The following is a 13,339-nucleotide window of genomic DNA, read 5'->3' as shown; positions in this document are numbered from 1 at the left end:
AGCGGGCCAACAGCCCTTGCCGGACAGGCGAGCGGACGGGCGCGCAGCCGGGAGCAACCGGTGGCGCATGCATAGCTTGAGTCACGTCCCGTTGAAGCGCTTTCCACTTCGCATTGGGAGCTCGCATGGCCTCGACGAAAATCCCGCTCACGCTCCTGGACCCGGAAGGCGGGTGGGTGAACGCCCCCGTCCACGTCTCGGAGCTCGATGGACTGCCCGTCCTCCTCCACTTCTGGACCATGGACTGCGAGGACTGCGAGAAGCAGTTCGACGCCGTGAATCAGTGGGTGGTGGACTACGGGCCCAAGGGCCTGAAGGTCATTGGCGTGGACGTCACCCACTCCGACCCGGAGCTGCGGGACACCAACAAGGTGGAGGGCTTCGCGCGCGAGCACGGCCTGCGCCATCCCATCGCCATGGATGACGGCTCATTGGCCCGGGCCTACGGCGTGGACAAGCACCCCGCCTTCCTCATCTTCGGCACGGATGGGCGGCTGAAGAACCGCATTGGCGGCAAGGACGCCGTGCGCCGCGTGCGCGCGCTGCTCAAGGCCCTGCCCGGCGAGGAGACGCCCGCGCTCCACGGCGAGGTGTCCCGCGAGCAGGAGGACCAGTTCGCGGCCTCCAATCCCTGAGCCCTCGCGCCCCCACCCTTCCCTCTCCAGGAGAGTCGCACCATGGCTGACCGACGACACACCGAGCGAAGGGGCTTCTCCCTGGGCGCGCTGGCCGCCGGGGTGGGGGCCGTCGTGGGGCTGAAGCGCGCGCTGCGTCCGCGCTACAGCTTCCAGGGCAAGACGGTCGTCATCACTGGGGGCTCCCGGGGGCTGGGACTGGTGATGGCGCGCATGTTCCTGAAGGAGGGCGCGCGCGTGGCCATCTGCGGACGCGACGTCGAGTCGCTCCAGCGCGCCCACGCGGACCTGGAGCGCATGGGCGGCGAGGTGCTCACCCTGCGCTGCGACGTGCGCGACCAGGTGCAGGTGGACGCGATGGTGGGTGCGGTCCACGAGCATTGGGGCGCGGTGGACGTGCTCATCAACAACGCGGGCGTCATCATGGTGGGCCCGCTGGAGTCCATGACGCTGGAGGACTTCGAGGAGGCGGTGGACGTCCACCTGTGGGGGCCGCTGTACACGACGCTCGCGGTGGCGCCGGCCATGAAGGCGCGCGGCGAGGGCCGCATCGTCAACGTGGCCTCCATGGGCGGCAAGCTGAGCATCCCGCACCTGGTGCCGTACTCCGCCAGCAAGTTCGCGCTGGTGGGCCTGTCGGACGGACTGCGCACGGAGCTGGCCCAGGACGGCATCCGCGTGACGACGGCGTGCCCGTCCCTCATCCGCACGGGCAGCCCGCGCAACGCGACCTTCAAGGGCGACCACGAGAAGGAGTACGCGTGGTTCCACGTGAGCAACTCGATGATGGGCGTGTCCATGAGCGCCGAGCGCGTGGCGCGCAAAATCATCGAAGCCTGCCGCCGGGGTGACGCGGAGGCGCTGGTGGGCATGCCCGCGAAGCTGGGCGCGGTGGGGCGCGCATTGGCGCCCAACCTCACCGCGCGCGTGCTGGACGCCGTCAACCGGCGGCTGCCCCAGGACAGCACCCCGGAGCGCTACAAGGGCAGCGAGAGTGAGACGCCTCTCACCCGCTCCTGGCTCACGGAGATGAGCCGCCGCGCTGCGGAGCGAAACAACGAGAACGAGGTGTCCCTGCACTGACGCGGGGACACCCCGGTGGACGCGGGCCTAAGCCTTGCCGTCCATCTCCGCCAGCTCCATGCGCCAGTGGCCGCGGTGCTCGTACGCCTGCGCCAGCTGATCATTCAGCGCGGCGAGAATCTTCACGTTCCCGTCCTGCGCGTAGCCCTTGAGGGACTCCGCGCAGGCGGGCACGCGTGACAGGAACGTCTTCAGCGCGTCCAGGCTCAATTCCTTCACATACATCCCGTACCCCAGCCGCTCCAGATAGAGGGCATTGAGCACCTGTTCGAACTGGCCACCCACGGGAATGCTGAGCAGCGGCTTGTGCAGGTACACAGCCTCGCTCATCAGCGTGTACCCACCGCCCGCCACCACCGCGCGCGCGGTGCGCAGGTCGTCGATGAAGCCCGCCTCGCTGAAGGGCCGGTAGGTGAGGTTGCCCTCCACCACGTCCTCCTTGAGGTCTCGGCGCAGGCCATACACGCGACACGGCACGCCGGACTGCTTGAGGATTTCGGGCAGCTGCGTGTTCGTCGTCGACGTCTGGTACACGAGCAGGTGCTCACCGGCCTCCGGCTTCGCCGCCAGGATTTCGGGACGGAGGATGGACGGCGCCAGCGTGGTGCGGCGCTTGCGCACCGGCGGATAGAAGAACGTCGTGGCCAGGTAGTGGAAGGCCCCGGGCAGCTTCGCCTTCACGATGGCGCGCGTGGCCTCGAAGCTCTCTTCGTGGCCCGCGAGCAGCGCAGGGTCGTGCTGACAGCGGTTGATGACCTGCATGTTGTCCACGCTGATGACGGGCAACCGGTGGTTCTTCGCGAACAGGTAGCTGAACGTCTCGAAGTCGCTCACCACCACGTCCGGCTTGAAGCCCTCCACCAGGTCGAAGTACTGGCGCACGTTCTGCGGCCAGCCCGTCACGGCGCCCTTCAGGTTCTGCAGCACCGTCTGCCACTTCTTCACCGAGTTGCCTTCGTAGGCGATGGTCAGCCCCCAGATGCCGTGCACGTTCTGGAAGCGCTGGGCCAGGTAGTTCTGCGCCCGCCCGGACACCACGATGTGGACCTCGTGCTCCTTCGTCAGCGCCTCCAGCAACACGCGCGAGCGCGTGGCGTGGCCCATCCCTTCGCCGACGACCCCATACAGGATTCGCATGGTCCGGAAGCATACGCCCGGGACACCCTCCCCTGTCCCTTCCGGCCCGGGACGGTGCTACGCCTCCCGGTCCATGACCTCCCTGCCCTCGCCCCGGGGTGCCTCCGTCCTGCGCGCAGCGGCGTTCGGGGGCATCGTCGGCCTCATGCTGGGCGGCGTGGGGCTGCTCGGGCTGGGCGTGAGGGCCGGCTTCGCCTCCGCCGACTGCACCCACCTGTCCCCGCAGGAGTGCCAGCTCCTCCACGAGACGGACCGCGACCTGGGCCGCGTGCAGACGCTCTCCGGCGGAGCGCTCGTCGCCCTGGGCGCCGCCCTCTTCGCGCTGACCCGCCCGCGTCCGCCCGAGGACGGCCATGACTCCAGCGTTTGAGAGCCCGAGATTTCGCCGCGCCGCGCAAGCAGCCAGGCACATTGTGCCTGTAGGTCATTTTCGCGCGCGGGGTAGGTCAACTAATTACCACTGGCCCGGCCATTAGGTTTGAGGGTAGGAGACGGCCCATGCAGCTCGAATCGTTGAAGATGTTCTGTGACGTGGTCGAGACAGGCTCGTTCTCGCGCGCGGCGCAGCTCAATCACGTGACCCAGTCGGCGGTGAGCCAGCAGATTCGCGCGCTGGAGAACCGCTACGAGCAGAAGCTGCTCTCTCGCAGCGCGCGGCAGGTGACGCCCACGCCCGCGGGCGAGCGCCTGTTCCGAGGCTGCAAGGAAATCCTGGCGCGCTTCGCGGAGGTGGAGCAGGAGATCCGCGAGCAGGCCACGGAGGTCCAGGGCGCGACCACCGTGTCCACCATCTACTCGGTGGGTCTGCACGAGCTGAACGTGGTGCAGAAGCAGCTCTTGAAGACGCACCCCAAGGTCAACATGCGCCTGAACTACCGGCGCAATGATCAGGTCTACGACGACGTGATTCTGGGCGCCGCGGAGATTGGCATCGTGGCCTATCCGCAGCCGCGCGCGGGCGTGGACATCCTGCCGTTCCGCGACGACAAACTGGCGGTGGTCTGCGCGCCCAACCACCCGTTCGCCAGCAAGACGAAGGTGAGCGTCACCGCGCTGTCAGGCGTGCCTTTCATCGCCTTCGACCGGGAAGCCCCCACGCGCAAGGCATTGGACCGCCTGTTCCGCGAGAAGAACATCGACATCAATCCGGTGATGGAGATGGACAACGTGGAGACCATCAAGCGCGCGGTGGAGATGGGCCTGGGCGTGGCCATCCTCCCGCTCGCCACGGCCCACGCCGAAATCAAGAACAGCTCGCTGGTGGCGAAGCCCTTCGCGGAGGGGCCGGTGTCGCGCCCCATTGGCCTGCTCATCCGCAAGGGCAAGTACCTGGACCGCGCGTCCGCGGCGGTGCTGGAGGCCTTCAAGCAGGCCTCCCTGCTTCCGCAGGACGACTGAAGCCTCAGTAGAGCTTGCGCAGCCGGGCCGCGAAGAAGCCGTCGTAGCCTTCCGGCCCGGGCAGCGTGCGCAGCCAGGCCTGGGCGAGCGGCAGCTTGAGGCCGGGCAGCACGGGCGGCTCGGCCGTCCACTCCGGGTGGCTGCGCAGGAACATGTCCACCTGGTCCTGCCCCTCCTGCGGCTCCGGCGTGCAGACGGCATAGACGAGCAGGCCGCCAGGCGGCACCGCTTCCTGGCAGTTCTCCAGGATGCGCCGCTGGAGGGTCGCCAGCCGGGCTACGTCCTCTTCCTTGCGGCGGTAGCGCAGCTCCGGGTGTCGGCGCAGCGTGCCCAGTCCAGTGCACGGCGCGTCCACCACCAGCGCGTGGAACTCGCCCCAGCTTTCGGGGAACGGCTCGGACGCGTCGTGCGCGTAGGCCTTCAGGCGCCCGGACAGCCCCAGGCGGTGGGCCTCCGATTCAATCTTCCGCAGCTTGTTGGCGTGCAGGTCCACCGCGACGACGTCGTGCGTCTCCGCCTGATGGCAGGCCTTGCCGCCCGGCGCCGCGCAGGCGTCCAGCACGCGTGCGGTCTCCGGGATGGCGCCATAGACGCCCACCAGCTGCGCGGCCTCGTCCTGCACCTGCCACAGCCCTTCCGAGTAGCCGTACACGTCCTCCACGCGGCCCACGGGCGGCAGGATGATGCCCACGGGCGAGGCCTCCGTGGCGCGCGCCTCCACGCCCACGTCCTTCAGCTGCGCGAGCAGCGCGTCGCGCGTCACCTTGGAGGTGTTGGCGCGGATGACGACGGCGGGCGGCAGGTTGTTGGCGACGAGCATCGCCTCCGCTCGCTCGCGGCCGAACTGGCGGATCCACCGCTCCACCAGCCAGCGCGGGTGGCTCTCGCGCACGGACAGGTACTCCACCGGGTCCTTCTGGGAGGGCAGCGGCGGCGAGGGCAGCTCGGACAGCTTGCGCAGGATGGCGTTGGTGAAGCCCGCCGCGCGCCCGAGGCCCACGTCCTTGAGGGCCTGGACCGTCTCCGCCACGGCGGCGCGCGCGGGCACGCGGGTGTGGAAGAGCTGGTAGGCGCCCACGCGCAGGGCGGCCAGGACCTTGTCCTCCAGCGCGTCCAGCTTGCGGTCCGCGAAGCGGGTGATGGCGTAGTCCAGCGCGAGCTGCCGCCGGGTGGTGCCGTAGGTCAATTCCGTGACGAGCGCCGAGTCGCGAGGGTCCTTCGGAGGCGACTCCGAGAGGACCGTGTCCAGCACCACGTTGAGGTAGGCATCCGTGGCGCGCACGCGCGCGAGGATGTTGATGGCGAGGATACGGGCGTTCATCCTTCTTCCAGCCGGGTCATCAGGTCCACCAGTTGCTCGTCCGACATCTGCGTCGCGGGCAGATGGGACAAAGTGAGGCTCTGGAGGCTGTCCTCCAGCAGCTCGCGGTGGCCGCTCTCCGCCGGTTCACCACGCTGGACCTGCTGATACTTCGCGCGGGCCCAGGTGGCCAGCTCCGCTTCACTGAGCCGTCCGGCCAGCCGGTCCGCGATCTTCTGGCGCACGAGCGCCCGGGTGAGCAGGTCCGACGCAGGCGTGGATCCGCCCTTCGCCGCGCGGCCCAGCGTCTTTCCCGGCTTGCCGTCCGTCTGCACGACCGTGGGCACGGACTTGCGGCCCAGCGTCTTCAACGGGCCCCCGGCCTCCGCCGTGCGCCGCAGCGACCGCGCGGGCGTGGTGACCAATGGCGTGGGCTCCGGCGCGTCGTCCTTCTTGAGCGGGTGCACGCGGCCCACCAGCTTGGGCTTCGGACGCGAGTCTTCGTCCTCGGGCCCGGCGGACTTCTTGCGGCGGCCCAGCGACTTCACCGGCCCGGGGATGGAGGGGTGGAAGATGCCGCTCGCGAAGGTCTCCAGGGCCTGGATGTACGGGTCGAAGCCGTGCAGCCCCAGCACCTGCATGGCGCACGCTTCCGCCACCACGGACTCGCGGGCGGGCGGCTTGAGCAGCACCTCGATGGCGGGCAGCCCCACCGCCTCCAGCGCCTCCTTCAGCGCGTAGGACGTGAAGTAGCCCGCCGGGTTGATGAGGATGCCCTCCACGTTCTTGCGCTCGGCGTGGATCGTGTCGATGAGGGCGCCCTCGTGATTGGACTGGACGATGGTCAGCGTCAGTCCCAGCTCCTTCGCCTTCGCGCGCAGGGCCGCGTCGAGGTCCGTCAGGCGGCCCCCCACGACGTCCTCACGCTCGCCCAGGAGGTTGAGGTTCGGTCCGTGCAACACCAGCAGCTTCATGCCCATCCGTGCGACTCCATGACGCGAGAATTCCACATGGCGCTCGGCGGCGCGCTCAAGACGTGAACGGCTGACTGCCCGGCTGCAATCTGTTGCCAGAGAGGAAGTCCGCCGCGCGCATCACCCGCTTGCCCTCTGGCTGGACCTCCAGGAGGACGAGCGAGCCCTCGCCACAAGCAACCTCGATGCCCTCTGGCCCCGCGGACAGCACGGTGCCGGGTGCACCCTTCCCTTCCGCGGGCCGCATCCGGTGCACCTTGAAGACCTTGCCACCCAGCAGCGTGTACGCACCGGGCCACGGCGTGAAAGCGCGCAGGCGGCGGTCCAGCTCCACTGCGGGCTTCGCGAAGTCCAGCTTGCCGTTCTCCTTGTCGATGATGGGCGCCAGCACCATGCCCTCGGAGGGCTGGGGCTGGGGCGTCAGCTCGCCGCGGAGGTAGCGCGGCAGGGACTCGCGCAGGATGTCGCCGCCCAGCGAGGACAGCTTCGCGTGCAGCGTGGCGCTCGTCTCGTCCGGCGCGATGGGCAGCCGCTTCATCGCCAGCACGGGTCCCGTGTCCAGGCCCTCATCCATCACCATCAGCGACACGCCCGTCTCGCTGTCGCCATGCTCGATGGCCCACTGGATGGGCGCGGCGCCCCGGAAGCGAGGCAGCAGCGAGGCGTGCACGTTCACGCAGCCCTTGGCGGGCAGGGCCAGCAGGTCTTTGGGGAGAATCTTTCCGTACGCCGTCACCACGCAGACGTCGGGGGCGTACTGGCGCAGCTCCTCGGAGAACGGCGGCGTGCGCAGCTTCTGCGGCTGGAGCACGGGGATGCCCTTCTCCAGCGCGCGCTCCTTCACGGGCGGCGCGGTGACGGCGTTGCCCCGGCCCTTGGGCTTGTCCGGCTGGGTGACGACGGCCACGACGTCGCCCACGTCGAAGCAGGCCTCCAGCGAGGCCACGGCGAACTCGGGCGTGCCCATGAAGACGATGCGGGGTCGGCTGCTCATGTGAGGGGAATCTCGTGTGGAAAAGGGATGGGGTCAGGCCACGGACTTGAAGGCGGCGGGCGGCGCGGAGGTGTCCACCGCCTGGCGCTTGCGTGCGCGCAGCGCTTCCAGCGTGGACAGGGCCTCGCGCGTTTCCGGGGTGGTGGCCACGTCCTTGAGCGCGTCCAGCGCCTTCTCCAGCGCCAGCGCTTCGTCCGCCTCGCGCTGACGGATGCGGTCCACCGCTTCGCTGAAGCGCGCGAAGAAGGCGCGCAGCTCGTCCTTGCGCCGCAGGGGACGCAGGCGCGGATAGCGGCCCGCCGCCAGCGCCGCGACGTAGAGGCTCATCACGTGGACGGGGCCCGCCACACGGTGCGTGAAGAGGAGCCCGAACAACCCGAGCGCGATGCCCAGACCCACGGTGGCCACGCCGGTGAGCCACCAGAGCGTCTCCACGCTGGACAGGCCCTCTTCGGCGGACATGCGGTGCACCTGCTGCGCGAGCACGCCGAACAGCAACATGCTCCCGGCGCCCATGCCGGTGAGCAGCAAGATGTATTTGAGCTGGAATTCTCGGTCGAGCAGGTACGTCCGGCGGATGATGGTCGGACGCGACGCGTTACGACTGTCTTCGGCATGGGGCATGTCGTTGACCAGCGTACCCCAGGAGGTGGGGGAGGTTTGCGTCCTTCGTCAGGACAGGTCTACACCCGACGGAAGCACAGACGTTCGGACGTAAAGGAGCCCCATGTCCCGCTCACTCGTCTCCCTGTCCCTGGCCGTGTCCTGCCTTGCCCTGGGGGGTTGCAAGAAGGAAGACCCCAAGACGCCGGAGTACTGGCAGTCCAGTCTGGAGGGAGCGAAGCGCCCTGACGACAAGGTGCGAGTGATTGAGTCGCTGCGCACGTCAGGCAACGTCAATGAACAGTTCCTGCCCTTCCTGCACGGGCGGCTGTCCTCGGAGCGCCGGCCGGAGGTGAAGGCGGCGGTGGCCCGGACGCTGGGGGATTTGCACCACCCGACATCGCTGGAGCCGCTGACGGCGGCGCTGGACCCCGGGGCTTCGGATGTGCCGGCGCAGCAGGTGAACAAGGCGGTGGTGGGCGCGCTGGGGCGGATCGGGGATGAGCGCGCGGTGCCGTCGCTGGTGCCGCTCTTGCGCAGCAAGGACAACTACACGCGCATCGAGGCCATCCAGGTGCTGGGCGCGCTGAAGGCGAAGCCGGCGGTGGAGCCGCTCATCCAGCTGGCGACGGACGAGTCCGCGGAGCCGTTCCTCAACAAGAAGGCCATCGAGGCGCTGGGGCAGATTGGGGATCCGCGCGCGGTGCCGGCGCTGATGCGCACGCTGACCAAGGAGCGCCGGGGCATGTCGTTCTACGTGGAGAGCAGCTTCGCGCTGTTCCAGCTGGGCGCGCCCGCGGCGGACGCGCTCTTGCCGGTGCTGGAGGGCAAGGACGCGGAACTGCTCACGTGGGCGAAGGCGCAGGGGGTCAACCCCGCCAGCTACCCGATGAAGGCCGCGCAGGTGCTGGGCGACCTCCGGGAGAAGCGCGCGGTGCCCACGCTGTTGAAGCAACTGTCGTTCACGCATTCGGATCCGCAGATCCAGGCGCTGGTGCGGATGCAGGCGGCGGACGCGCTCGGGAGGATGCGTGCGCAGGAGGCGGTGAAGCCGCTCGCGGGGCTCGTGGGTGAGCCGGACCCGACGGTGCGGGATGCGTACGTGCGGGCGCTGGCGCTGCTGGGCAGCCGGGACGCGCTCCCCGCGCTGGAGAAGGCGGCGGGCACCGGGGATTGGTACTCGCGGGAGATCGCCATGAAGGGCATCGCTCTGCTGGGAGATGCGCGGGAGCAGCCGATGCTCGCGAAGCTGGCGGCGGCGGAGCCCGCGCGCACGACGGCGGACTGCCAGGAGACGGGCGAGGACGGGTGCCAGGATGCCGCGGCGCTGGGCAAGAAGCGCGCGGATCAGGTGCAGGGATATGGGGCGGTGCTGGAGGCGGCGCAGGCGTGCAGCGGCAACGCGGGCTGCTGGTCGCAGCGGCTGCCCAAGGCGGACGCGGTGTTGTTGCAGCGCGCGGCGCTGGAGGTGGGGCGCTCCGGGGCGGCGGACCAGGGCCCGACGCTGGCGTCCCGGCTCACCGAACGCGACACCGAGGCGCGCGCCACGGTCATCCAGGCGGTGGACTGGCTGGCGGACGCGCCCGGCGCGGCGAAGAAGCTGCGCGAGGCGTCCCTGCCCGCGCTGAAGAAGCAGCTGGAGGACGAGAAGGGCAACTCCAACTTCGTGCGCGTGAACGAGGACCTGCGCCGGCTGATGGTCAAGCTGGAGCGGGCGTAGCGCGCATCCTGGAAGTGCGCGGCGCGGAGGGCACGCATTGGGTCCTCCGCGCGCGGGCAGTAACTTGTCACGCGGGGACGGGAGTAGCCCCATCCTCCGAGGCGCGCAGCGCGGCAACAGGTGCGCCACCTCGTGGCGAAGCACGCGCGGATGGCCTCCGCGGCATGCCACGTGTCACGCGGAGACGAACGCGACGCCCTCTTCCGAGGCGCGCAACACGGCAGTAGATGCTCCACCGCGTGGCGAAGCACGCGCTGATGGCCTCCGCGGCATGCCACGTGTCACGCGGGGACAGGCGCGGCGCCATCCTCCGAGGCACGCAGCGCGGGCGGCATCCGCTCCACCGCATGGTGGAGCACGCCCAGCTGACGCACCAGCCGCGACAGCTGCGTGCGAGCCAGCGCGTCCGCGCCCTCCAGGCCCGGAGTCTCGCGTTTGAGCGCTGAAGGCACGCGGCGAGCGACCAGCGCCGCGGACAGCTCCTCGAGCGCGTCCGACGCGTAGCGCACCACCGGCCCCAGGTCCGACTCCTGATGCCACGCGCGGCTCGCCGCCAACGCCGTCACGGCCGCGGTGAAGCGGCGCGCATAGGTGATCAACGCCATCCCCGGCTCCAGCTCCTTCGCCGGTCCCTTCCACTCACTCAGCAAGCGCTGGAACGACGCCTCCGCGGACAACAGCGCCACGCCCACCTTGCGGCGGGCCTCTCGCAGCACCACCTCCGTGGACACCGGCGTCCGCGCCACCTCGCGCAGGTAGTGCTGGTCCGCCTTCAGCACGCCGGCCACCTCCTCGGCGAAGCGCGCGTGCTCGGGGCTCGGCCAGAGCAGCCGGATGCCCACCAGCGCCAGCACGCCTCCCATCAGCGTGTTGAGGATGCGCACCCCCGCGAGCTGCCAGTCCCCCGTCTGGATCTCCGCGAGCAGCACCAGCGCTGGCGCCAACAGCACCTGGTACACCGTGAAGTTCAGCGGCCGCACGCTCACCGACACGCAGACAAGCAGCACGATGGCCGCGAGCATCAGCCACTGCGCGGGCAGCACGTGCACCAGCCCCATGGCCAACACGCTGCCCACGAACGTGCCCGCAACACGCTGCAACCCCTTCTCCGTGGTGAGCCCCGAGTACGGCTGCAACACGACAATCACCGTGATGGTCACCCAGTACCAGTGATTGAGCCCCAGCCCCTCCGCCAGCGCCGTCGCCACCGTCGCGGTGAGCCCCAGCCGCAGCGCGTGCCGGAAGACCACCGACTCCGGCGTCAGGTGGTCGCGCAGCACCTTCCACCACGAACGCCCGCGCCCCGGCTCCAAGCCCAGCGGCTTCGTGTCCCGCTCCGGCAGCGGCTCGCCACTCTCCAGCCGGGACGCCACATCCAGCGCCACCGCGCTGTACTCCCGCAGCCGCCCCAGCAACCCCGCCACGTGCGAGTACTGCGAGCGCGCCGGCTCCGGCAGTCCCCCGTCCGCCTGGAGCACCCGCGTTACCCGCTCCGCATCCCACGACGACGGCACCGGCACCGTGCCCCGCACCAACGAGCCCACCACGCCCCGCAGGTCCACCGCCAACGCGCCCAGCGCGTGCTGTGCCTCGATTCGGGCCGTGCGGCACGCCCCCTGGCGCGGCGCTTCATCCAGCGCCTCCGACATCGCCGTGAGCAGGAGCGACAGCGCGTCCGCATCCTCCAGCAACACCAGCAGGTGCTCGCCCCGGCCGCTCTCCTCCTGCCGTCCCTGGCGCGTGGCCCCCAGCGTCGCGCGCGCCGTCTCCAGCGACTGCCGCATGCGCGCGGCCCGCTGCACCGCCTCCCACGTCCCCACCCGCGAGGGCCCCTCCATGGGCCAACCCGCGACGGCGTCCGCGACGTCCGCCAGTTCGTCGTAACAGGCCGCGATGGCCAGCCGCGCGGGGCGGTAGGGCCTGAGCGGCCACAGCACCAGCGCCAGGAACATGGACCACAGGCCGCCCGCGACGAAGTACGCCGCCTGCAACAGCACCGCTTCCGGTCCACGCTGCGGCAGGGCCAGCGACACCACGAACAGGTTCGCCAGCAGCATGCCCACGATGCCCGGCGTGTCCCCGAAGCTGCGCGCGAAGCCGCACGCCGTCACCCAGAAGAACGTCAGCGCCACGTCCACCCAGAAGGGACTCGGCAGCGCGATGATGAACCCCACCAGCGCGCCCAGCACCGTCATCGCCCCCATGGCCCGAGCGCGCGCGCGGTACGGCCCGCCCTTGTCCACCAGCGCGACGAAGAGCCCGGCCATGCCCGCCCAGGACACCGCGGGCTGCGACAAGAGCGTGGAGATGAGCAGCGGAACCCCCAGCGCCAGCCCCGTGCGCAGCCCCGCCGACACCGCGGGCCGGCCCGGCTGGAAGCGGAAGAGGCCCGCGACGTGACGGGGCAGGTGTCCCCGGGCCGCACGCCCTCGGGGTGCCACCCAGCCGTCCGCCACCGTCTCGCCTCCGTCCCCGCGCATCCCCGCTCCTTCCCCGGGTGAACGTCCCCTGGAGGAAGAAGATGGGGTGCGCGAGCACCGGATTCCGCCCCTGCCCGCTCGCATGCACGGCGAACGGGCAGAAGGCGGCCAGGCGGTCAGCTGCGCTGCGCGTAGTACTCGACGATGAACGGCTCGTTCACGTCCACGGGGATCTCCTCACGCTCGGGCAGCCGCACGTAGCGCATGCCCTCCCCTGCCCCCAGGACCTGCACGTACGCGGGCACCTGGCGGGACTTCATCCGTCCGAAGGCGTCCTGCACCGCCGTGAGCTTCAGGTGCTCCGGATGGAAGCGCACCTCGTTGCCCGGCTTGAGCCGGATGCTCGGGATGTCCGCGCGCTTGCCGTTCACCTGGAAGTAGCCGTGGCGCACGAACTGGCGCGCCTGGCGGATGCTCGTGGCCAGACCCGCGCGCAGCACCAGCGCGTCCAGCCGGCTCTCCAGCAGCTGCATCAACACCTTGCCCGTATTGCCCGGCGACCGGCGCGCTTCCAGGAAGGCGCTGCGGCACTGCTTCTCCAGCAGGCCGTAGTACAGCTTCAGCTTCTGCTTCTCCCGCAGCCGCTGCGCGAAGTCGCTCACCGACACGCGCGCCGTTGCCCCGTGCTGACCCGGCGGATACGGCCTGCGCAGCACCGGATCCTTGTCCGGGTCCTTCGCAGTGATGCGCGACAGGGGGATGCCAAGCCGCCGACACATCTTTCCACGGGGTCCCAGTTCACGAGCCACGGTGCGTTCCTCCGGCCTTCCTGTTGGGTCGAGCCAAGTTGAAGTTGATAATCACTATCAATTTCAATACCCGCAAAGGGAGCGGCCGGTCAAGCTTCCAGACACGGGGTGTGGGTGGACGGCCGTGCACAGGCAGGGTGAAAATGAACGGAAATACAACCCCGCGCACCTGCTTACCTACCGGTCGGAATGTGCTTCCGGGGTGAATGTAGGACGAAAACTTCACCTGTGAATTCATGAGCTTGGACCCACTCATGACCGTGTAA

At 69.8% G+C, this 13,339-nt stretch carries 12 protein-coding genes; 5 read left to right on the top strand and 7 right to left on the bottom strand.

Annotated features, from left to right (window positions below; genetic code table 11):
* Window positions 1–125: 125 nt before the first annotated feature.
* Window positions 126–635, top strand: coding sequence for a peroxiredoxin (locus D7Y04_RS06270; RefSeq protein ID WP_120594881.1), 510 nt, complete (start codon window positions 126–128; stop codon window positions 633–635).
* Window positions 636–677: 42 nt separating this feature from the next.
* Window positions 678–1,718, top strand: a complete 1,041-nt coding sequence (locus D7Y04_RS06265; protein ID WP_120594882.1) for an SDR family oxidoreductase — start codon at window positions 678–680, stop codon at window positions 1,716–1,718.
* Window positions 1,719–1,745: 27 nt separating this feature from the next.
* Here D7Y04_RS06265 and D7Y04_RS06260 read toward each other — a convergent pair whose 3' ends face one another.
* Complete coding sequence (locus D7Y04_RS06260) at window positions 1,746–2,855, bottom strand: MJ1255/VC2487 family glycosyltransferase (protein ID WP_121758616.1); 1,110 nt, start codon at window positions 2,853–2,855, stop codon at window positions 1,746–1,748.
* A gap of 73 nt (window positions 2,856–2,928) precedes the next feature.
* Here D7Y04_RS06260 and D7Y04_RS06255 point away from each other — a divergent pair, with 73 nt between their 5' ends.
* Both D7Y04_RS06255 and D7Y04_RS06250 read left to right on the top strand, forming a co-directional pair.
* On the top strand, window positions 2,929–3,225 hold the full coding sequence (locus D7Y04_RS06255) for a hypothetical protein (protein WP_121758615.1): 297 nt from the start codon (window positions 2,929–2,931) through the stop codon (window positions 3,223–3,225).
* 128 nt (window positions 3,226–3,353) lie between these two features.
* Window positions 3,354–4,253, top strand: coding sequence for a LysR family transcriptional regulator (locus D7Y04_RS06250; protein ID WP_120577755.1), 900 nt, complete (start codon window positions 3,354–3,356; stop codon window positions 4,251–4,253).
* Between the two features lie 4 nt (window positions 4,254–4,257).
* Here the strand turns inward: D7Y04_RS06250 and rsmB are convergent, their stop codons facing one another.
* From rsmB to D7Y04_RS06230, 4 genes are read right to left on the bottom strand one after another with little or no spacing between them, the layout of a single operon-like run.
* Window positions 4,258–5,574 (bottom strand): 16S rRNA (cytosine(967)-C(5))-methyltransferase RsmB, encoded by a 1,317-nt coding sequence (rsmB, locus tag D7Y04_RS06245; RefSeq protein ID WP_120594885.1) that lies wholly within the window; start codon window positions 5,572–5,574, stop codon window positions 4,258–4,260.
* Window positions 5,571–6,533: a type II 3-dehydroquinate dehydratase gene (locus tag D7Y04_RS06240; RefSeq protein WP_199749622.1), complete on the bottom strand. Its 963-nt coding sequence runs from the start codon at window positions 6,531–6,533 to the stop codon at window positions 5,571–5,573. Before D7Y04_RS06240 ends, rsmB begins: the two co-directional genes overlap by 4 nt.
* 49 nt (window positions 6,534–6,582) lie before the next feature.
* Window positions 6,583–7,521, bottom strand: a complete 939-nt coding sequence (gene fmt / locus D7Y04_RS06235; protein ID WP_121758614.1) for a methionyl-tRNA formyltransferase — start codon at window positions 7,519–7,521, stop codon at window positions 6,583–6,585.
* Between the two features lie 33 nt (window positions 7,522–7,554).
* On the bottom strand, window positions 7,555–8,145 hold the full coding sequence (locus D7Y04_RS06230; RefSeq protein WP_121758613.1) for a signal protein: 591 nt from the start codon (window positions 8,143–8,145) through the stop codon (window positions 7,555–7,557).
* A gap of 103 nt (window positions 8,146–8,248) precedes the next feature.
* Here D7Y04_RS06230 and D7Y04_RS06225 point away from each other — a divergent pair, with 103 nt between their 5' ends.
* Window positions 8,249–9,844 carry a HEAT repeat domain-containing protein gene (locus D7Y04_RS06225; RefSeq protein ID WP_120594888.1) on the top strand — a complete coding sequence of 532 codons (1,596 nt, stop codon included), beginning with the start codon at window positions 8,249–8,251 and terminating at the stop codon, window positions 9,842–9,844.
* 281 nt (window positions 9,845–10,125) lie between these two features.
* On the opposite strand, the gene D7Y04_RS46500 is transcribed toward D7Y04_RS06225, so the two are convergent.
* Window positions 10,126–12,324, bottom strand: coding sequence for an FUSC family protein (locus D7Y04_RS46500; protein WP_120594889.1), 2,199 nt, complete (start codon window positions 12,322–12,324; stop codon window positions 10,126–10,128).
* A gap of 116 nt (window positions 12,325–12,440) precedes the next feature.
* A complete protein-coding gene (rpsD, locus tag D7Y04_RS06215) occupies window positions 12,441–13,073 on the bottom strand; it encodes a 30S ribosomal protein S4 (RefSeq protein ID WP_120594890.1) in 633 nt (210 codons plus the stop codon).
* Window positions 13,074–13,339 lie beyond the last annotated feature (266 nt).

Source organism: Corallococcus sp. AB038B (genome assembly GCF_003668955.1).
GTDB lineage: Bacteria > Myxococcota > Myxococcia > Myxococcales > Myxococcaceae > Corallococcus > Corallococcus exiguus.
This window is presented reverse-complemented; position numbering and strand designations above follow the sequence as displayed.